The sequence below is a fragment of the Streptomyces sp. NPDC086023 genome, assembly GCF_044540325.1.
Classification (GTDB): domain Bacteria; phylum Actinomycetota; class Actinomycetes; order Streptomycetales; family Streptomycetaceae; genus Streptomyces.
Window position 1 is genome coordinate 29,501 of sequence record NZ_JBITRX010000008.1, and the last position, 17,767, is coordinate 47,267.

A 17,767-nucleotide genomic window follows, 5' to 3' on the forward strand; every position below is an offset into this window, starting at 1 on the left:
CTCCGGCCAGGTGGTATCGCTCTGCGGCCACTGCGGCCACCGCCCGCCTCTCCGACGTCGGTCAGAAGGTGCCCGGCCGCAGCCCCCGGTCGGCCCCCGATGCCGGCCCACCACCACCCCAACCCCCGGAGCCTCCGCCCTTCACGATGGGCGGAGGCTCCAGGGGTTGCGGGCGCGGCCGCGCGGCGCGCGGCGGCGTCAGGCCACTCGGGGGTCTATGCGGCTGCGGACCGCCGACTGGACTTCCTCTTCCTCCGCCGGGTCCGCCGCCAGGCGGCGGAGGCGGTCCACCACCCGGGCGTCGCCGGTCTCCGCGTGGCGGGCGGCGATCTCCCTCGTGGACTCCTCACAGTCCCACAGGCACTCCACCGCGAAGCCCGTGGCGAAGGACGGGTCCGTGGCCGAGAGGGCGGCCGCTGCGCGGCCGCGGAGGTGGGACGAGGCCGTTTCGCGGTAGACGTGGCGCAGCACCGGCGCCGCGCAGGCGATGTGGAGGCGGCCGGTGCCGTCCACCAGCGGCCAGAGGGCGGCCGAGTCGGGGCCCGAGGTGCGGACCGACTCCCGGAGGGCGCCCAGGACCAGGGGGGCGTCGGCGGCGTCGCCGTGGGCGGCCAGCATGCGGCCGGCGGCGGCGCCGAGGGCGTCCGGGCGGTGGACCCAGGCGCGGGCGCGGTCGACGGCGGCGTCGGTGAGGAGGCGTTCGTACGCGGCGACCACGGCCTCGTCCTCGGCGGCCGCTTCGATCAGGTCCAGCACGGCCGCGTTCTCCGGCTCGGCGGTGACCAGGTGGTGGAGGGCGGTGGCGCGGGCGGCCTCGGTGCCCGTGGCCGCCGCCGCGAGGATGCGGGGGCGGTCTTCCGGGGTGGCCACGGCGGCGAGGCAGCGGGCCGCGGGCACGTGCAGCGGGGTCCCGCGGCGCAGGCCCTGCTCGGCCCATTCGAAGACGGCGTCGACGCTCCAGCCGGGGCGGGGGCCGGCCGGGGTCATCTGGCGCTGCCAGCGGTCGAAGGAGCCCTGTTCGCGGGCGGCGGAGAGGCGTGCCGTGAACTGCGGCAGCTCCTCCCACAGGCGCCAGGGGCGCGGCTCGTAGGCGTCGCGTACGGCGGCGGCCAGCCGCGCCGCGCCTTCCGGGGTCTCCGGGAAGCGGGCGAGCACGGGGGCGCCGAGTGAGCGCAGGCCGGCGTCGTCGTCGCGGACGGCGAGCTCGTCCAGCGCCCAGGACCAGTTGGCGCCCGCGGCGGCGTAGCGGCGCAGCAGCATGAGCGCGTCGTCACGGCCGTACGAGGCGAGGTGGCCCAGGACGGAGAGGGCGAGGCCGGTGCGGTTCTCGTCCTCGTCGAGGAGGTCCTCGGCGGAGAAGAGGTGGGCCTCGATGGCGCCCAGGGGTCCGTCGAGGTCGACGTACAGGCGGGCGTAGTAGAGGGAGCGGTTCTCGACCTGCCAGTCGCGGCGCGGGTCGCTCAGCACGCACTGGTTCAGTGCCGCGAGCGCCTCGGCGCGCGGCGCCGCGAGCGCGTGCAGCGTCCCGTCGCCTCGGCCTCTCTGGAGGAGGCCGAGCAGGGTGCCGCTTGGCGCTATGGACGGTTCGAACATGGGAAAGGCCTCAAATCAAGCTGGGGACGCAACCGGGAAACGGGATTCACGTGGCCGCGTAACAGCATGTCGGGGCGCCCGCAGTCGTCTTCCGCTTGATGTGGACCATCACATTCAGCCTTTCGTCAGTGTCCGGAGCTTTCCCCCCGTGATGTCGGGGTGTAAGTCCCGATCCGACGCCATGATGACCCAGCCGGTTTGCACGCCGCGACCACATTTACGGCCTCCCCTGCGGCGATGCCCCGGCTTCCGGCTCACTGGGCTCCGAAGAGCTCCAGCAGCGCGGTCTTGCCGAACATGCGGGCCGTGTCCACGGCCGAGGGCGTGCCCGCTTCCGGGTCGGCTCCGCCCGCGAGGAGGGCCCGGATGACGGATTCCTCGCCCTTGAAGACGGCTCCGGCGAGCGGGGTCTGACCTCGGTCGTTGGCGCGGTCCGCCTCGGCGCCGCGGGCCAGCAGGGCGGTGACCGCCTCGGCGTGGCCGTGGTAGGCGGCGAGCATGACGAGGGTGTCGCCGCGGTCGTTGGTCAGGTTCGCCGGAACGCCGGCGTCCACGTAGGCGGCGAGGGCCTCGGCGTCGCCCTGGCGCGCCAGGTCGAAGATCTTGGTGGCCAGTTCCACCACGTCGGCGTCCGGGGTCTCCGGGGTCTCGCTCATCACTGCCGCCTTCCGCCGCTGTTGGCACGAGTTTCCCCAGGCCGGGCGGGTCTGGGGCGGTACGGCGCTGCGTCCGTACGAGTGAATCGACAGGGTACTGCCCCGGCGGGGGCGTGGCGGGACCCGGCCGAGGCAAAGATCACCCGGGAGTGACCTCTCCTGCACCGAGCGGGGCGGTTCGCGCCACTCGAACGCGGCCGGTCAAGTGAAATCCACACCGATTCACCCAAATGCACCTTTTATCGCATAGATACTTCCTGTGAGCCTGGAAGAACTCATGGTGACTGTCCCCATCAACCAGGAGAACTTCTCATGGTCCTGAACATCTCAGGCGTCGTGCTGCTCGGCATCATCTGCTTCCTGTTCTTCAGGAAGGACGGGATGAAGCTGTCGCACGCGTTCGTCGCCGCACTCTTCGGCTTCTTCCTCGCGGGCTCCGCCATCGCCCCGAGCATCACGGCGAGCACCGCGAGCATCGCTTCGCTGCTGGGCGGGATCAAGCTCTGACCCTCCGCCCCGCAAGGACACGAAAGAGACAACTCCAGGAGACGCCCGTGGCCCGGCGACCACTTCCCCGCATCCTCAGCAGCGGCAGCGCGTCGCTGGCCAAGGGCCGCGAGTTCGCGCGCACGGCCGCCGACAGCGCCACGGACGTCATCCATCCGCTCCTCACCGTCGGGCGCGGCCTGCGCGTGCTGGCCGCGACCGCACGGCGCAGGTGGGCCGACACCCCCAAGGACAAGCGTGGTCCCACGCTCTTCCTGGTGGCGGCCTGCCTGCTGGTGGTCGCGCTCGTCCCGTACGGGCCGCTGCTGGCCCTCGTCACTCTCATGGCCGCGGCCGCGTGGCAGGGCCGGGACCGCACCCCGGTGAAGACGGGACCGAGCGACGCGGAGACGGAACGCCTGGGCGCGCTGTACGAGGCGCTCGTGCCGTACTTCGCCGTCCCCGAGGACCCTGCCCCGCTCTTCGCCCACGGCGGGGAGTGGGACAAGGCCTTCAGCGGCTACGCCTTCGACGAGGGCGGCCGCATCACCCGGCTGCGGATCCGCTACCCCGCCTACTTCACGGACGGCGAGGCGGCGGCCCGGGCGCGGATCGAGCAGCTGCTCGCCGCGAAGTCCGGGCGCGGCCGCGAGTACCTCTTCGAATGGGACGAGGAGGGCAACCAGCTCGACATGACCGTGCTGGCGGCGCTGCCGACGGGCATCGCCGCCCAGCGCTTCGTCACCGCCCCCGGCGAGGTGGTCCTGGGCTTCACGGACGCCGGCGGGGTGCAGCGCACGCTGCCCGTCGCCGACGGCGAGGAGATCCGGGACGTCCCGCCCGTGGTGTGGCGTTCCGGTGCCCGCTCCACCGAACCGCACCTGCTGGCCGTCGGCCAGCCCGGCAGCGGCACCTCCACGCTGCTGCGCTCCATCGCACTCCAGGCCCTGCACCACGGCGGCGACGTGCTGGTGGTGGAAGGCGGCGGCACCGGCGAGTACGCCTGCCTCGGCGGCCGCGCCGGTGTGCTGGCCGTCGAGTGCGGGCTCACGGGGGCGCTGGCCACGCTGGAGTGGGTCTCCGTGGAGACCGAGCGCAGGCTCATCGCCGCCAACCGCGCACGCCAGGCCGGGCAGCAGGCCCCCGAGGACACCCGGCGCCCGTTGTGGCTGCTGCTGGACCGGCCCAGCGTGCTCGGGCACCTCGCCGCGGCCGAGGGCCGCCCCGATCCCCTGTCGCTGTTGCAGGTCCCCCTGCGGCACGGCCGGTCCGCCCACGTGACGGTCGTCGTCGCCGAGCAGTTCGAGCACCTGGAGCTGCTGTCCGACGCCGTGTACGCGCACACCCGGGCCCGCGTGGTGCTGGGCCCCGCCTCGATCCCGCAGATCGCGGGGGTCCTCGGGGTGCCGCCGCACACGACGCCGACCGCGCAGGTCGCACCGGGGCGGGGGTACGCGCGGCTGGGCTCCGGGCCCGTCCACCGGCTCCAGGTGCCGGCCACGCCCGATCCGTACGACGACACGGCGGCCGCCCCGCACCGGCAGGCCGTGCGGGAGCTGCTGCCCCAGCGCCAGGGGCCGGCCGATCCGGGTCCGGACACGCTGTCCGGCGTGGAGATCACGGCCGCGGAGATCCCCGAGGTGAACACGGTCAAGGGCGAGGTAGAGGGCGCCCGCTAGCGGCTTCGCGCGGCCGGCACTCCTGGCGACCCGGGGTGCCGGCCGTGCCGTGTCAGGCCACGAAGGTGCGCAGGGTCTCGGCCGTGCCGGGGCCCGCGGTGTCCAGCAGGCGGGCGGCGCCGGCGAGGCGTGCGGCCGCCTCCTCGGCGACCGGGCCGCCGACGGTGAAGGGCAGCCGTACGTAGCCCTCGAAGGCGCCGTCGACGCCGAACCGCGGGCCCGAGGGGACCCGTACGCCGACCCGCTCCCCGACTTCCGCGAGGCGCGAGCCGGACAGCCCGCCGGCTCGCGCCCACAGGGTCAGGCCGCCCCGGGGCACCTCGAACTCCCAGTCCGGCAGCTCCCGGCGCACCGCCGCGACCAGCGCGTCCCGGTTCTCCCGCGCCTGGGTACGGCGCAGTGCCACCGCCTCCTCCCAGCCGCCGGTGCGCATCAGCCAGTTCACGGCCAGCTGTTCCAGCACCGGGGTGCCGAGGTCGGCGTAGGCGCGGGCGGCGACCAGGCTGCGGATCACGTCCGGTGCAGCGCGGACCCAGCCGATCCGCATGCCGGCCCAGAAGGCCTTGCTCGCCGAGCCGACGGTGATCACGGTGGAGCCGGCCGGGTCGAAGGAGCACACCGGGCGGGGCATCTCCAGGTCCGCCTCCAGGTGTAGCTCGATCATGGTCTCGTCGACGACCAGCACGGTGCCCGCCGAGCGGGCGGACTCGACGAGCGCGCGCCGCTGCTCCTCGTCCGCCAGGGCGCCGGTGGGGTTGTGGAAGTCGGCGACGACGTACGCCAGGCGCGGAGCGGCGTCACGGAAGACCTGGCGCCAGACCGGCAGGTCCCAGCCGGCCAGGCCGTCCGCCATGGCCACCGGCACGAGGCGGGCGCCGGCGGCGCGCATGAGCTGGAGGATGTTGGCGTAGGAGGGCGACTCGACGGCGATGCGCTCGCCGCGGCCGGCGAAGAGGTGGCAGATGGCGTCCATGGCGCCCATCGCGCCCGTGGTCACCATGATCTGCTCGGGCATGGTGGGGATGCCCTTGGCCGTGTAGCGGTCGGCGAGCATCCGGCGCAGCGCGGGCAGCCCGGCCGGGTAGTCGCCGTGGGTGTGGGCGTAGGGCGGCAGCTCCTCCAGGGCCCCCTGGACGGCCCGGGTCAGCCAGGGCTCGGGGGCGGGCAGGGCGGCGCAGCCGAGGTCGATGAGGGAGCCGAGGGACTCCGGGGGCAGCGGCTCCAGGCCGCGCGCGGGCAGCGGGTTGCCCGCGGGGACCGCGGTCCAGCTGCCGGCGCCGCGCCGGGACTCCAGGAAGCCCTCGGTGCGCAGGGCCTCGTACGCGGCGGCGACGGTGGTGCGGCTGACGTTGAGGGCGACGGCCAGTTCGCGCTCGGCGGGGAGCCGGGCGGCGACCGGGACCCGGCCCTCCAGGACGAGCACCCGGATGCCGTCGGCCAGCGAGCGGTACGCGGGGGGCTTGCGGGCGCCGGGCGAGGCCGGGCGCGGCTGCTGGGAGCCGATGAGCCGGGCGAGCTGCGCGGCGCCCACCGCCGAGGTCCACTGAGCCATGCCGTCCGGTCCATCTTCGTCCGATTGGCCATCGAGGCCGTGCCGAGGGGCGCTATTGGATCGCGTTTCCCGGCTCCCAGGGTGTCATGTGGCCTGCGCCCTCCACCAGGGGGGGTGTGGGCCTGGTCTCTGTTCACCGCCCGGCCATCCGGCGTGGCGTGCGGGGATGCATACTGCCGCCGTGACGCACGTACGCACCCCCCACCCGTATCTGGACCACCCCGCCCCGATCCCCTTCGCCCACCGCGGCGGGGCGGCGGACGGGCTCGAGAACACGGTCACCGCCTTCCGGCGGGCGTCCGAGGCCGGCTACCGGTACTTCGAGACCGATGTCCACGCCACCCTGGACGGCAAGCTGGTCGCCTTCCACGACCCCACGCTGGACCGGGTCACCGACCGCGCCGGCCGGATCGCCGACCTGCCCTGGCGGGAGGTGAGCGAGGCGAGGGTCGCGGGCGAGGAGCCGCTGCCGCTCTTCGAGGAGCTGGTGGACACCTTCCCCGACGCCCGCTGGAACATCGACATCAAGGCCGAGTCGGCCCTCCACCCGCTGATCAACCTGATCGCGCGCCGGGGCCTGTGGGACCGGGTGTGCGTCGGTTCGTTCTCCGAGCGCCGGGTGGCGCGGGCTCAGCGCCTGGCGGGGCCCCGGCTCGCCACCTCGTACGGCGTGAGCGGCGTTCTCGGCCTGCGGCTGCGCTCGTACGCGATCCCGGCCGCCCTGCGCGTCGGCGCGGTGGCCGCCCAGGTGCCGGAGACCCAGGCGGGCATCCGCGTGGTCGACCGGCGGTTCGTCGAGACGGCGCACGCGCGCGGCCTGCAGGTCCACGTCTGGACCGTGAACGAACCGCAACGTATGGAGGCTCTTCTCGACCTGGGTGTGGATGGCATCATGACCGACCGGATCGACATCTTGCGCACGGTGCTGGACCAGCGCGGGGCCTGGGCCTGAGCGCCCGCTCCCCCGTGCCGGGTCACCTCCTCCCGTGCCTGACGGGGACAGCGAGGGGGCACGGGTGACTTCGGAGACCACGGACGGGGCGGACGGCCCGCCGGAGGCGATCGCGGCCGGCGGCGGCGAGGCCGCGGCATCGGCGGCCGAGCGGCGGCGCGAGCAGCACGGCTGGTACTTCTACGACTTCGCGTGCTCGGTCTACTCGACCAGCGTGCTGACGGTGTTCCTGGGCCCGTACCTCACGGCGGTGGCCCGGGCGGCCGCCGACGCCGAGGGGTACGTGCACCCGCTGGGCATCCCGGTGCGCGCCGGGTCGTTCTTCGCGTACTGCGTCTCGCTCTCGGTGATCGTGGCGGTGCTGGTGATGCCGCTGGTGGGCGCCGCCGCGGACCGGCGCGGCCGGAAGAAGCCGCTGCTGGCGGTGGCGGCGTACACGGGTGCGGCCGCCACGGCGGGGATGTTCTTCCTGAGCGGCGAGCGCTACCTGCTCGGCGGCTTCCTGCTGATCGTCGCGAACGCCTCGCTCGCGGTCTCGATGGTGCTCTACAACGCCTACCTGCCGCAGATCGCCGAACCGGACGAGCGGGACACGGTCTCCTCGCGCGGCTGGGCCTTCGGCTACACCTCGGGCGCGCTGGTGCTCGTCCTCAACCTCGTCCTGTTCCAGGGGCACGAGTCCTTCGGGCTCTCCGAGGGCGCGGCGGTGCGGATCTGCCTGGCCTCGGCCGGCCTGTGGTGGGGCGCCTTCGCGCTGATCCCCCTGAAGCGGCTGCGGGACCGGGCGGTGGTGCGCGCCGAGGGCGAGGGGCCGGCGGCCGGCACGGGCTGGAAGCAGCTGGTGGCCACGCTCAAGGACATGCGCAAGCACCCGCTGACGCTGTCCTTCCTGCTGGCGTACCTGATCTACAACGACGGCGTGCAGACCGTGATCTCGCAGGCGTCCGTGTACGGCTCCGAGGAGCTGAAGCTGGAGCAGTCCACGCTGATCGTGGCGGTCCTGCTGGTGCAGGTGCTCGCGGTCGTGGGCGCCCTGGGCATGGGGCGCCTGGCGCGCTCGTACGGGGCCAAGCGGACGATCCTGGGCTCGCTGGCGGCCTGGACGCTGACGCTGGCGGCGGGGTACTTCCTGCCGACGGGGGCGCCGGTGGCGTTCTTCGCGCTGGCCTCGATGATCGGGCTGGTGCTGGGCGGGAGCCAGGCGCTGTCCCGCTCGCTGTTCTCGCACCTGGTGCCGCGCGGCAAGGAGGCCGAGTACTTCTCCGCGTACGAGATGAGCGACCGCGGGGTGAGCTGGGTGGGGCCCCTGGTGTTCGGCCTGACGTACCAGCTGACGGGCAGCTACCGGGACGCGATCATCTCGCTGGTGGCCTTCTTCGCGCTGGGGTTCGTACTGCTCGCACGGGTGCCCGTACGGCGCGCCGTGGAGGCTGCCGGAAACCCGGTTCCGGACCGGATTTAGACGTCGAAGTCAAAGGCCGGTAGTGTACGCCTTTGGCCTGCCAGGCGGACCGTTACTGCGCGCTGAAGAAGTGAAGACGTTGGGTGACATCTGCTGCCAGATGTGACAAAACGGGCATTGGTGGGTACAACAAGGGGCGGCACGACGGGCGACGCATGACCCGGAGCGGGAATCTATACCGCCGACCGGACGTTGTCCGGATGACGACGACAGCGACACCTGTCCTGTGGGCGACAAGCCCGGGAGGCACGATTCATGAGTGAGCGAGCTCTCCGCGGCACGCGGCTCGTGGTTACCAGCTACGAGACGGACCGTGGCATCGATCTGGCCCCGCGCCAGGCGGTGGAGTACGCATGCCAGAACGGACATCGATTCGAGATGCCGTTCTCGGTTGAGGCGGAGATTCCGCCGGAGTGGGAGTGCAAGGCGTGTGGCGCCCAGGCACTCCTGGTGGACGGGGACGGGCCCGAGGAGAAGAAGGGCAAGCCTGCGCGAACGCACTGGGACATGCTCATGGAGCGGCGTACCCGCGAAGAGCTGGAAGAGGTGCTGGCCGAACGGCTGGCGGTCCTTCGTTCCGGCGCCATGAACATCGCCGTACACCCGCGCGACAGCCGCAAGTCCGCATAATCCGCGTACACGCTGCGATACGAGCCGAGGGCCGTGCCACCACCTGGTGACACGGCCCTCGGCTCGTTGTCCTGCGCCGGGGCCCCCGGACGCTCACAGCGTCCGGGGGCCCCGGGCGTACTCATGCCCTCACGGGGTCAGCGGCGGACGCGGCCGGTCGTACGGACCGGCCGGGTGATCCTCCTCACGAATGACCTCCCCTTGGACGACCATGCCGTCCGGGTAGTGGATGCGGGCCTGCTGGAAGGCGCCGCCCAGGCTCCCGGAGCCCGCCGCGGCGATCCGCCGCTCGAACGTGCGCCCCAGCATCTTCGCGATCCGCTCGCGGACGCCCGGGACCAGGCACAGCAGACCCGCCACGTCCGAGAGCAGGCCCGGCACCATCAACAGCAGGCCGCCGAGCATCGTCATGGCATTGCCGCTGCCCCTGGCGGGCGGGGCCGTGGGCATCTCCCCCGCCTGCATCTGCGCCTGGGCCTGCCGCATGCCGTCCGTGAGGTTCCGGAAGGCCCGCCGGCCCGCCCGCTTGATGACCACGGCTCCGAGCACGAAGCCACCGGCCAGCAGGGCGAAGACGGTCAGTCCGCCGGCCGCCTCGGCAACCAGGGTGAGCAGCCAGATCTCCAGGACCACCCAGGCCGCCACCGCGAGGGGCAGCAGGGAACGCGCTCGGGATCGCTTGGGGGCCGTCGAGGTGGGAACGCCGGTCATCATGCTCCCAGTGTGCCCGCACCCCTGCCGGAGCCGCATAAAGCGGCCGGTCCCTCGGGGTTCCTACTCAGTGCCCTGGTGGGTCGTGTGGTGTGTGGGGAAGGTGCTTGAGGCGTCGTGGCAGGCTGGTCCGGAGGCAGGCCCGGGCCGGGGGTGGCCGAAGGCCAGGGGCGAAGCTCCCTTGCCCCCGGGGTGGGCCTGCCGCTGGGGGTACCTCCCAGCGGTAGCTGGGGGAGGCCTGCAGGCCACGACGGGTCAAGCAGCGAGGGGACCCACACACCCCACGACCCACCCCCGAAGCAGGCTTCGGCCGGCCAGAACAACCGGCACCCCGCTGAAGCCGGCCGCCCCACACAGCCCCAGCCCCGAACGGCCCCAGCCCCAAAACCTCAGCCCCTCAGCCCCGCCGCCGCCCCAAAATCTTCCCCGCGCGCGTGGCCAGCCCCCAGGCGGTGACCCGCCAAAGAGCCTCCACCACGATGTCGCGGCTCATCTTGCTGTCGCCGAACTCGCGCTCGACGAAGGTGATCGGCACCTCCACCACGTGGAAGCCCGCCTCGACGGCCCGCCGCGCCAGGTCGACCTGGAAGCAGTAGCCCTGCGAGGCGACCCGGTCCAGGCCCAGCCCCTCCAGGGTCTCCTTGCGGAAGGCGCGGTAGCCGCCGGTCACGTCGCGGATCGGCACGTCCAGCATCAGCCGGGAGTACGTGCTGCCGCCGCGGGACAGCAGCTTGCGGTGCGCGGGCCAGTTCACCACCCGCCCGCCGGGCACCCAGCGGGAGCCCAGCACCAGGTCGGCGCCCTTGAGGGCGGTGAGCAGCCGGGGCAGTTCCTCGGGCTGGTGGGAGCCGTCCGCGTCCATCTCGATCAGCACGCCGTAGCCGTGCTCGATGCCCCAGCGGAAGCCCGCGAGGTAGGCGGCACCGAGGCCCTCCTTGCCCTTGCGGTGCAGGACCTGGACGTGGTCGTCCTCGGCGGCGAGCTCGTCGGCGATCTTGCCGGTGCCGTCGGGGCTGTTGTCGTCGGCGACCAGGACGTGCGCCTCGGGTACGGCCGCGCGGACCCGGGAGACGATCGGCCCGATGTTCTCCGCCTCGTTGTAGGTCGGAATGATCACCAGTGCCGTGCCGAGGGGACCGTACTTCCTCCTCCGGACTCCGTCCGCGGGGATCCCCACACCGCCGTCGCTCACTGATACCCCTTAACGCGTCCGTTCACAGGGTCCCCACCTTAGCGAGGCGGGCCGCGGGTTCCGCGGATCGGGGCCCGGAGTCCTTCGGGCCGGCCCGGCGCCCGCCGGCTGCGGGCGGCCGGGGCCGTTGTCTACTGGAGCCGGGCCCCACCCGGTTCGCACCGCCCCCGGGCCCTCGTGAGCAGGGGGGACCCCGACTCGGTGAAACCTTTCCCTCGCCCCCGAGGCGCGGGCGCGCGGACGTACGGGTCCTGCCGAGTCGGACGTCCTGTGGTGGACGCCGCAGAAGGTACCCGGGGGCCGGCGCCGCCTGTCAACACGGCTGCCCACCCCTATGGGCAAGCCCACCCCCACAAGCAAGCAGCCCACCCCACAGGCAACCCGCTCACCCCTCCGGGCGTGCGTACACCGTGCGTCCCCGGACCACCGTGGCCAGGCACTCGGGCAGCGGCTGCCCGGGCGTCAGGTCGGGCAGGCCGGGCGTGCCGGAGCGGGGGTCCGTGGACCAGCGGGCGACCCGGTCGTCCGGGGCCTGGACCACCAGGTCCCCGGTCCGCCAGACGGCGTAGTCGGCGGGGGCTCCGGGCACCAGGACGCCCGCGTCGTCCCGTCCGACGGCCCGCCACCCGCCCCGCGTGTGCGCCGTGAAGGCCGCGCGTACGGAGACCCGGTGCTCGGGCGTGCGGTGGAACGCGGCGGCACGCACGGTGCCCCACGGGTCGAGCGGCGTGACCGGGGCGTCCGAGCCGAAGGCCAGCGCCACCCCGGCGCGCAGCATCGCGGCGAAGGGGTTGAGCGTACGGGCCCGCTCGGCACCCAGCCGGTCGGCGTACATGCCGTCCTCGCCTCCCCAGGCGGCGTCGAAGGCGGGCTGCACGGAGGCGGTGAGCCCCAGCTCGGCGAAGGCGGCGATGGTCTCGGGGGTGACCATCTCGGCGTGCTCGACGCGGTGCCGGGCGGCGCGGATCCGGCCGGTGCCCAGCTTCTCGGCGGCAGCCCGGAAGCCGTCCACGACGGAGGAGACCGCGGCGTCGCCGATGGCGTGGAAACCGGCCTGGAGCCCGGCCTCGGTGCAGGCGACCACGTGGGCGGCCACGTCGGCCGTCGTCAGGTGGGCCACCCCGGTGTGCGGGGCGTCCTGGTACGAGGCGTGCAGGCAGGCCGTGTGGGAGCCGAGGGAGCCGTCGACGAAGAGGTCGCCGGCCGCGCCGACGGCACCCAGCTCGCGGGCCCGCCGGACGTCCTGCTCCGCCCAGTAGCCGAACACCCGGGGACCGGGCTCGGCCGCGGCCAGCTCCAGCAGGCCCGTGAAGTCCTCGGGCGAGGAGATCTCGGGGCCGCCGCACTCGTGGAGGGTGCCGATGCCGAGGGAGGCCGCCTGGTGCCGGGCGGCGCGCTGGGCCTCGGTGCGCTGGGCGGGGGTGAGGGCCGCGTAGGCGGCGGCGCGCACCGCGTGGTGGGCGTCGCCGGTCAGCGGCTCGCCGTCCAGGAAGCCGGTGCGCTCGCGCACGCCGGGGACCAGGTCGAGCAGGGCGGTGGTGACGACGGCGGAGTGCACGTCGACCCGGGTGAGGTAGAGGGGACGGCCGCCGGTGGCGGCGTCGAGCTCGTCGCGGCGCGGGGCCCGTCGTTCGGGCCAGCGCGCCGCGTCCCATCCGTGGCCGAGCAGGACCCGGTCGCCGGGCCGCCGGTCGGCGTGTTCGCGTACGAGTTCCAGGGCCCGGCCCAGGGTGGGCGCCCCGGACAGGTCCAGCCCGGTCAGGGCGAGGCCGGTGGCGGTGGTGTGCACGTGGGCGTCGGTGAACGCCGGGGTGACCAGCGCGCCGTCGAGGTCGACGACCTCGTCCACGCCGTCGGCGAACGCGTCGGCCGCGCCCTCGGAGCCCACCCAGGCGACCTCCCCGCGCTCGACGACCATCGCGGTGGCGAACGGGTCGGCGGGGCTGTGCACCTCTCCTCTGCGGAGGAGGACGGTGCGGTCGGTTCCGGCTGCGGGGGTGCCCGCGGGGGTGGGGGTGCGCTCGGTCATGCGGAACAGTCTCGCGCCTTCGTGGGGCGCCGGTCGCCACCGGGGGGCCGGAGCCTGCCGGACAGGGTCCGCCGCGGCTCCCCCGGGGCTGGTGGGATGCCCTTGCGGGGCATGGGGATGCCCTTGCGGGGCCGGGGATGCCCTCCGGGGCCGGCGGGGCCGGCCGGTGCGGGGGCGGGTGATGCGGGGGGCAGGTGGTACGACGGACGGCTGGTGCGAGGGACGGGAAAGGCTCGGGCTCAGACGCGGGGTGGCCGCGATTCGTAGGGGGTGGAGAGGACCACGGTGGTACGGGTCGACACCCCGGCCAGGGCGCGCAGGCGGCCCAGCAGGTCCTCCAGCTCCAGGGGGGTCGCCACCCGGACCTTGAGGATGTAGTTCTCGTCGCCGGCCACGCTGTGGCAGGCCTCGATCTCGGGCACTCCGGCCAGGCGCTCGGCGATGTCGTCCGGTGCACTGGGGTCGAAGGGCTTGACCGAAATGAACGCCGTCAGGGGGAGCCCGACGGCCTCGGGGTCGACGACCGCGGCGTACCCGCGGATCACCCCACGCTGCTCCAGGCGGCGTACTCGTTGGTGGACCGCCGACGTGGACAGGCCGGTGGCCTTGCCCAGGTCCGTGTAGCTCATCCGCCCGTCTCTGACGAGCAGATCCACGATCTGCCGGTCCAATTCCTCCATTGCGCTCATAGCCGCCCAACCTATTGCCCCGGGGCGCTCCCGGCACAGTGGCGACGGCCCCGGAAGTGGCACCTGCGGCAGGCATGTGACCAATGCCACAAGGGTATGAACGCGTACGCCGGAGTGTTGTGGTTACTCGTGCCGCGTGGCGGGAAGTGCTTGCTGTGGCCGAGGCCCGAACCGTCTGCCCGGCCCACCCAAGGGGGAGTACATCCATGCCGAACACCAAGCGTTCCGGGCGCACCGAACCGGAGCCCCTCGATAGCGACGTCCTCGCCGACGACGAGTCCGAGGCCTACGACTCTTTCGAGGTCCACCACGCGACCTGCCCGGACTGCGGGCAGTCGATCGCCCTCGTCGCCGACGAGGAGTTCCTGCCGGAGCACGGGCTCTGCCTGTCCCCGTGGAACCCGTTCGGGCTCACCGTCTGCCGCGGCACGGGCCGTCCGGCCGTCGAGACCGAGCCCTCCGAGGACGCCGCCGACGCCGGGGAGCTGGACGTGGTCCTGCTGACGCTCCCTCAGGGACTGGACTGGCGTACCCAGCCGTTCTCGCACGTGGGCGGCCCTGGCTCGCGTCCGGTGCGGATGCAGCTGCCCCAGATGCGGCAGCACGTACAGGCCGCCTGAAGGCCCGTACGAACCACCGGCGCCGGCGCCGCGGCCCGTACGGACCCTGCGGGCCGCGGTGTCACCAGTAGGTGCCCTGCACCATGGCGGCCAGGCTGGCGTGGTGCAGGATCAGGCCGTCCGGGTCCTCGGGTACGGCGACCTCGCCGAAGTGGGCCTGGCGGTAGGCGATCCTGAGCATCACGATCGCGTGCCGCAGGGCCGCGTAGAGGGTGTGGAACTCCATGTCGCGCGGGGTGTGGCCGGTGAGTTCCGCGTACCGCGTCTCGACGTCCTCGCGCCGCAGGAAGTCGGGGAGCCCGGCCTGGCCGAAGCCGACGGTCAGGTCCTGGAAGAAGCGGTGCAGGTAGACGGTCCAGCCGAGGTCGACCTCGCGCGGGGCGAAGGCGGCCATCTCCCAGTCGAGCACGGCCGCGGGCTCGAAGCCGTCGTAGACGATGTTCCCGATGCGCGCGTCGCCCCAGTTGAGGACCGCCGGGCCCTCGTCCGCGGGCCACAGCTCCTCCAGCCGGTCGAAGGCTCGCTCGATGAGGGGTGAGCGGGAGAGACCGTCAACCACCCATGCGTAGTAGGCGCGTTGGGCTTCGACGTGCCGGCGCAGCGGGCTGCCGGCGTGCGGCGAGCCGGGTGCGCCCTCCGGGAGCAGGAACTCGGCCTCCTTGGCCGGGAACTGGTCATGCAGGCGCGCGAGTAGGGAGATGCTCGCCTCCTGGAGCCGGGCGCGCTCGGCGTCGGTGGCGGCGTGCAGCCAGTTGCCCTCGTACGTGTAGGGCATGACGTCGGGCGGTACGCGCCCCTCGGCACGCTCCATCACGAAGAAGGGGGCGCCGAGCGGCGCCGGGTCCTCCTCCAGCCAGCGCACGCGGGGCACGGGCACGTCCGTGTGCCGGGCGACCAGGCTCATCACCCGGTGCTGGCGCGGCATGTCGTAGGCCGGGAAGACCGTGTACGCCGCGGGGTCGGCGGCGAGCCGCAGGGCGCAGGCGCGCAGCGGGGTGTCCGGGTGCTCGATGTCGAAGAGCAGGGTCTCGCTGGACATGCCGTTGGACCCGGGTACGGAGACGTTGGCCACCCGCGCGCCGGGGAGTTCCCGGCCGAGCCAGGCGGTGAGCCGCCGGGCGAGTTCCTCTGGGTCGCGGGTGGAGGTGCGGGGGCGGGGCGCGGTTGCCATGCGGTGTTTCCCCTCGGCTGGTGACGGCGGATTCGGGTGTGGGGGGCTCAGGGGGCGACGGAGTCGTACCCGGTGAAGCCGCTCGGGTCGTGGCGGCCGAAGCTGCCGTGCTCGAAGATCCCGTAGCCGGTCTGCCCGTCGAGGGTGAAGCGGGCGGAGTGGTCGGTGACGCCGAAGGCGGCCATCGGGTGCGCGGCCGGGTCGGAGAGGTCGTAGACGCGGCGGTCGGTCCAGCCGCGGCCCTTCCAGGTGCCGTGCTGCCAGTCGGTGGCGGGCGGGTAGCCGGCGCCGACGGCGATCGGGTTGGACGCGAGGATCTCCACGCCGAGTTCGAGGGGCTTGCGGGTGGGGTCGGTGAGGTGGACGACGGCGCGCTCGGGGTGGCGGGTGCCGGAGCGGTAGGTGATGTCCGTGTGCGGCCAGCCGAGTTGGACGTCCGGGCGGCCGCTGCCGTCCGGGTGGACCAGCAGCGCCTCGTTGAGGAAGCGGTGGCCGTCGGCGTCCTCCTGGGCGATGACCATCAGGAAGCGGTCCTCGAAGCGGACCGGGATCCAGAGCCAGTGGAAGCCCTCGGGCCGGTGTTCCTCGGCGGCGCGGCCGCCGTCCTCGCCGGGGATGGGCCGCACGCCCCAGCTGCGGTCGCGGGTGCCCGTCCACTGCCCGGCGGTGACCTCGTACTCCTCTCCCCCGGCCCGAATCAGGCCGGTGACGTGGCCGGCCTGGACGAAGCGGCGGCCCTCCAGCATCAGCCGGTCGCCGCGCCGCTGGACGTGGTGGGGCTCCCAGACGGCAGGGAAGTCAGCGGTCCAGGTGAGCTCGTACGAGAGGCCGTCGGGGTCCGCGGGGGCGGGGTCGCAGCGGAGGGTGATGCGCTTGAGCGGCTCGTCCACGACGATGCGGAGCGGGCCGACGGAGAGGTCCATGCGGTCGTCACCGAGCGCGTCCGAGGCGCGGACGGCGAGGAGTTCGTCGCCGCGGCGGAGGGTGGCGTACGCGTCGATGACCCCGATGTTGGGGTAGACGCCGAGCCCGACGACGAGTACGGCCTGGCCCGCGTGGTCGAACACGTGGAAGATGCACCGGTCGTAGGCGTTCCGGTCGCCGGTGACGACGTGCTTCATCGACAGCGGGGCCTGGTGGATGGGGTACTCGTCGAGCGCGATGGGACGATCCGCGGGCACGTCAAACCTCCTGGTACGGGCGGACAAGCGGATATGACGGTACGTCAGAAACGGCTGCCGGACCATACTCGTGTCACCCGCTGACACGAAACCGTGCGGGAGTGGCGAGGGGGACGGGGAGGGGCCCGGCGCAGGAGGTGCGCGGGGGCGGGCGAAGGCCCGGGCGGGCGGTGCGCGGGGGCGGGCGGGGGCCCGGGCGGGCGGTGCAGGTGAGGCCGCCGGGTGCCGGGGCGGCGCGACGCGGGACCTGGCGCCGGGGCGCGGACGGGGCGCGGACGCGGACCGCGTACGGCAGGGCGACGACGGATCGTGGAACGCCGCGGACGGGGTCGCCAGGGGTTCGCCGCGGGCGGGTTCGCCGCGGGCGAGGTCCCTGCGACGGCCGGGGCCCCGCCGGGACGGGCGAGCCGGCCGCCGACAGGGACGATGCGCGGAGTGCCGCCGTGGTCCGGCACGCCGACGGCCGGTTCGGCGCGCGAGGGCAGCCCGCGGGGCCCGAGTCGGCCGACGAGGACGCGGCCGCGCCGGACGCCTTCGCGGCCTGCTCGACGCGGAGGAGCACCGACTGGCGTGGAGGGCGGCTACGGCCCCCGGCTACGGCCCCGCCCTGCGCGACGACGCGCGCGGAGGGCGCGTACGACGGGATCGGGGCCCGCGACGCCTTCTCCGCACAGGACCACCGTCTCAGCACGCCGCGGCAAGGGGACGGGCGCAGGAAGCACCCCGCCTCCGGGTCCCGGCCCGGGGCCGCCCGTGCGGTGCGGGCGGCCGAGCACCTGACCCTGCGCCGGGCCGGCGCATCGCATCGGCAGCCCCTCCGAGACGGCCCGGGCTCGGCCGGACGGCGGGCCGGGTACACGTCGAACGGATGGGCGCCCGGGTGCGGGGATTACCTGGGGCCCGCGGGTCGCGTTGGCCGGTCATGACCATGCTGCAGTCCGCTCCCAGCACCGGGCGACGACGCAAGCCGACGTCGCCCGGTTACGAAGAATCGGTTCAGCACCACCCGGCCGACCCGCCGATCTACCGCGCCCTGCTCGCCCGCTGGGCGACCGACGGGCGCACCCTCCCGGGGCGCCGCGATCCGGAGTGGTCCCGGCTCACGTCGTCCCCGGTCTGGCCCGGCGGCCGCGACCCGTTCTGAGCCGCAGGCCGCAGGCTGTA

At 73.9% G+C, this 17,767-nt stretch carries 16 protein-coding genes; 7 read left to right on the forward strand and 9 right to left on the reverse strand.

Translation table 11 applies throughout. The features are described from left to right. Positions 1–198: 198 nt before the first annotated feature. Positions 199–1,593 carry a HEAT repeat domain-containing protein gene (locus ACIF6F_RS17325; protein WP_399947321.1) on the reverse strand — a complete coding sequence of 465 codons (1,395 nt, stop codon included), beginning with the start codon at positions 1,591–1,593 and terminating at the stop codon, positions 199–201. 254 nt (positions 1,594–1,847) lie between these two features. Next, on the reverse strand, positions 1,848–2,249 hold the full coding sequence (locus ACIF6F_RS17330; protein ID WP_399947323.1) for an ankyrin repeat domain-containing protein: 402 nt from the start codon (positions 2,247–2,249) through the stop codon (positions 1,848–1,850). Between the two features lie 312 nt (positions 2,250–2,561). On the opposite strand from ACIF6F_RS17330, the gene ACIF6F_RS17335 reads away from it, so the two are divergent. After that, on the forward strand, positions 2,562–2,756 hold the full coding sequence (locus ACIF6F_RS17335; protein ID WP_030199023.1) for a hypothetical protein: 195 nt from the start codon (positions 2,562–2,564) through the stop codon (positions 2,754–2,756). A gap of 47 nt (positions 2,757–2,803) precedes the next feature. After that, the gene (locus tag ACIF6F_RS17340) at positions 2,804–4,414 is read left to right on the forward strand and encodes a hypothetical protein (RefSeq protein ID WP_399947325.1); all 1,611 of its coding nucleotides are present in this window, start codon (positions 2,804–2,806) and stop codon (positions 4,412–4,414) included. 52 nt (positions 4,415–4,466) lie between these two features. Here the strand turns inward: ACIF6F_RS17340 and ACIF6F_RS17345 are convergent, their stop codons facing one another. Then, entirely contained in the window at positions 4,467–5,966 is a 1,500-nt protein-coding gene (locus ACIF6F_RS17345; protein ID WP_399947327.1) for a PLP-dependent aminotransferase family protein, read from the reverse strand. A 166-nt stretch (positions 5,967–6,132) separates the two neighbouring features. Here ACIF6F_RS17345 and ACIF6F_RS17350 point away from each other — a divergent pair, with 166 nt between their 5' ends. From ACIF6F_RS17350 to ACIF6F_RS17360, 3 genes are all read left to right on the forward strand, one after another. Continuing rightward, positions 6,133–6,918, forward strand: a complete 786-nt coding sequence (locus tag ACIF6F_RS17350) for a glycerophosphodiester phosphodiesterase (protein WP_399947329.1) — start codon at positions 6,133–6,135, stop codon at positions 6,916–6,918. A 109-nt stretch (positions 6,919–7,027) separates the two neighbouring features. Further along, complete coding sequence (locus ACIF6F_RS17355; RefSeq protein ID WP_399947836.1) at positions 7,028–8,380, forward strand: MFS transporter; 1,353 nt, start codon at positions 7,028–7,030, stop codon at positions 8,378–8,380. 255 nt (positions 8,381–8,635) lie between these two features. Continuing rightward, positions 8,636–9,010, forward strand: a complete 375-nt coding sequence (locus tag ACIF6F_RS17360; RefSeq protein WP_003959706.1) for an RNA polymerase-binding protein RbpA — start codon at positions 8,636–8,638, stop codon at positions 9,008–9,010. 129 nt (positions 9,011–9,139) lie between these two features. On the opposite strand, the gene fxsA is transcribed toward ACIF6F_RS17360, so the two are convergent. The 4 genes from fxsA to ACIF6F_RS17380 form a co-directional block, all read right to left on the reverse strand. Continuing rightward, a complete protein-coding gene (gene fxsA, locus ACIF6F_RS17365) occupies positions 9,140–9,724 on the reverse strand; it encodes an FxsA family membrane protein (RefSeq protein ID WP_399947331.1) in 585 nt (194 codons plus the stop codon). A 394-nt stretch (positions 9,725–10,118) separates the two neighbouring features. Next, a complete protein-coding gene (locus tag ACIF6F_RS17370) occupies positions 10,119–10,913 on the reverse strand; it encodes a polyprenol monophosphomannose synthase (protein ID WP_399947333.1) in 795 nt (264 codons plus the stop codon). Between the two features lie 385 nt (positions 10,914–11,298). Then, complete coding sequence (locus ACIF6F_RS17375) at positions 11,299–12,942, reverse strand: amidohydrolase (RefSeq protein WP_399947335.1); 1,644 nt, start codon at positions 12,940–12,942, stop codon at positions 11,299–11,301. Between the two features lie 239 nt (positions 12,943–13,181). Then, positions 13,182–13,622: an Lrp/AsnC family transcriptional regulator gene (locus tag ACIF6F_RS17380; protein WP_399947838.1), complete on the reverse strand. Its 441-nt coding sequence runs from the start codon at positions 13,620–13,622 to the stop codon at positions 13,182–13,184. 215 nt (positions 13,623–13,837) lie between these two features. Between ACIF6F_RS17380 and ACIF6F_RS17385 the strand changes: the two genes are divergently transcribed. After that, complete coding sequence (locus ACIF6F_RS17385; RefSeq protein WP_399947337.1) at positions 13,838–14,251, forward strand: hypothetical protein; 414 nt, start codon at positions 13,838–13,840, stop codon at positions 14,249–14,251. Between the two features lie 61 nt (positions 14,252–14,312). Here ACIF6F_RS17385 and ACIF6F_RS17390 read toward each other — a convergent pair whose 3' ends face one another. Together ACIF6F_RS17390 and ACIF6F_RS17395 are read right to left on the reverse strand one after the other, a co-directional pair. After that, positions 14,313–15,422 carry a phosphotransferase family protein gene (locus ACIF6F_RS17390; protein WP_399947338.1) on the reverse strand — a complete coding sequence of 370 codons (1,110 nt, stop codon included), beginning with the start codon at positions 15,420–15,422 and terminating at the stop codon, positions 14,313–14,315. A 47-nt stretch (positions 15,423–15,469) separates the two neighbouring features. Next, on the reverse strand, positions 15,470–16,543 hold the full coding sequence (locus tag ACIF6F_RS17395; RefSeq protein WP_399947840.1) for a hypothetical protein: 1,074 nt from the start codon (positions 16,541–16,543) through the stop codon (positions 15,470–15,472). Between the two features lie 982 nt (positions 16,544–17,525). Between ACIF6F_RS17395 and ACIF6F_RS17400 the strand changes: the two genes are divergently transcribed. After that, on the forward strand, positions 17,526–17,747 hold the full coding sequence (locus ACIF6F_RS17400) for a hypothetical protein (protein ID WP_399947340.1): 222 nt from the start codon (positions 17,526–17,528) through the stop codon (positions 17,745–17,747). Positions 17,748–17,767 lie beyond the last annotated feature (20 nt).

Coding starts and splice junctions, on each gene's coding strand:
- ACIF6F_RS17325 (WP_399947321.1), bottom strand. CDS start 1,593: ATGTTCGAACCGTCCATAGCGCCAAGCGGCACCCTGCTCGGCCTCCTC.
- ACIF6F_RS17330 (WP_399947323.1), bottom strand. CDS start 2,249: ATGAGCGAGACCCCGGAGACCCCGGACGCCGACGTGGTGGAACTGGCC.
- ACIF6F_RS17335 (WP_030199023.1), top strand. CDS start 2,562: ATGGTCCTGAACATCTCAGGCGTCGTGCTGCTCGGCATCATCTGCTTC.
- ACIF6F_RS17345 (WP_399947327.1), bottom strand. CDS start 5,966: ATGGCTCAGTGGACCTCGGCGGTGGGCGCCGCGCAGCTCGCCCGGCTC.
- ACIF6F_RS17350 (WP_399947329.1), top strand. CDS start 6,133: ATGCATACTGCCGCCGTGACGCACGTACGCACCCCCCACCCGTATCTG.
- ACIF6F_RS17360 (WP_003959706.1), top strand. CDS start 8,636: ATGAGTGAGCGAGCTCTCCGCGGCACGCGGCTCGTGGTTACCAGCTAC.
- fxsA (WP_399947331.1), bottom strand. CDS start 9,724: ATGATGACCGGCGTTCCCACCTCGACGGCCCCCAAGCGATCCCGAGCG.
- ACIF6F_RS17375 (WP_399947335.1), bottom strand. CDS start 12,942: ATGACCGAGCGCACCCCCACCCCCGCGGGCACCCCCGCAGCCGGAACC.
- ACIF6F_RS17380 (WP_399947838.1), bottom strand. CDS start 13,622: ATGGAGGAATTGGACCGGCAGATCGTGGATCTGCTCGTCAGAGACGGG.
- ACIF6F_RS17385 (WP_399947337.1), top strand. CDS start 13,838: ATGCCGAACACCAAGCGTTCCGGGCGCACCGAACCGGAGCCCCTCGAT.
- ACIF6F_RS17390 (WP_399947338.1), bottom strand. CDS start 15,422: ATGGCAACCGCGCCCCGCCCCCGCACCTCCACCCGCGACCCAGAGGAA.
- ACIF6F_RS17395 (WP_399947840.1), bottom strand. CDS start 16,543: ATGAAGCACGTCGTCACCGGCGACCGGAACGCCTACGACCGGTGCATC.
- ACIF6F_RS17400 (WP_399947340.1), top strand. CDS start 17,526: ATGACCATGCTGCAGTCCGCTCCCAGCACCGGGCGACGACGCAAGCCG.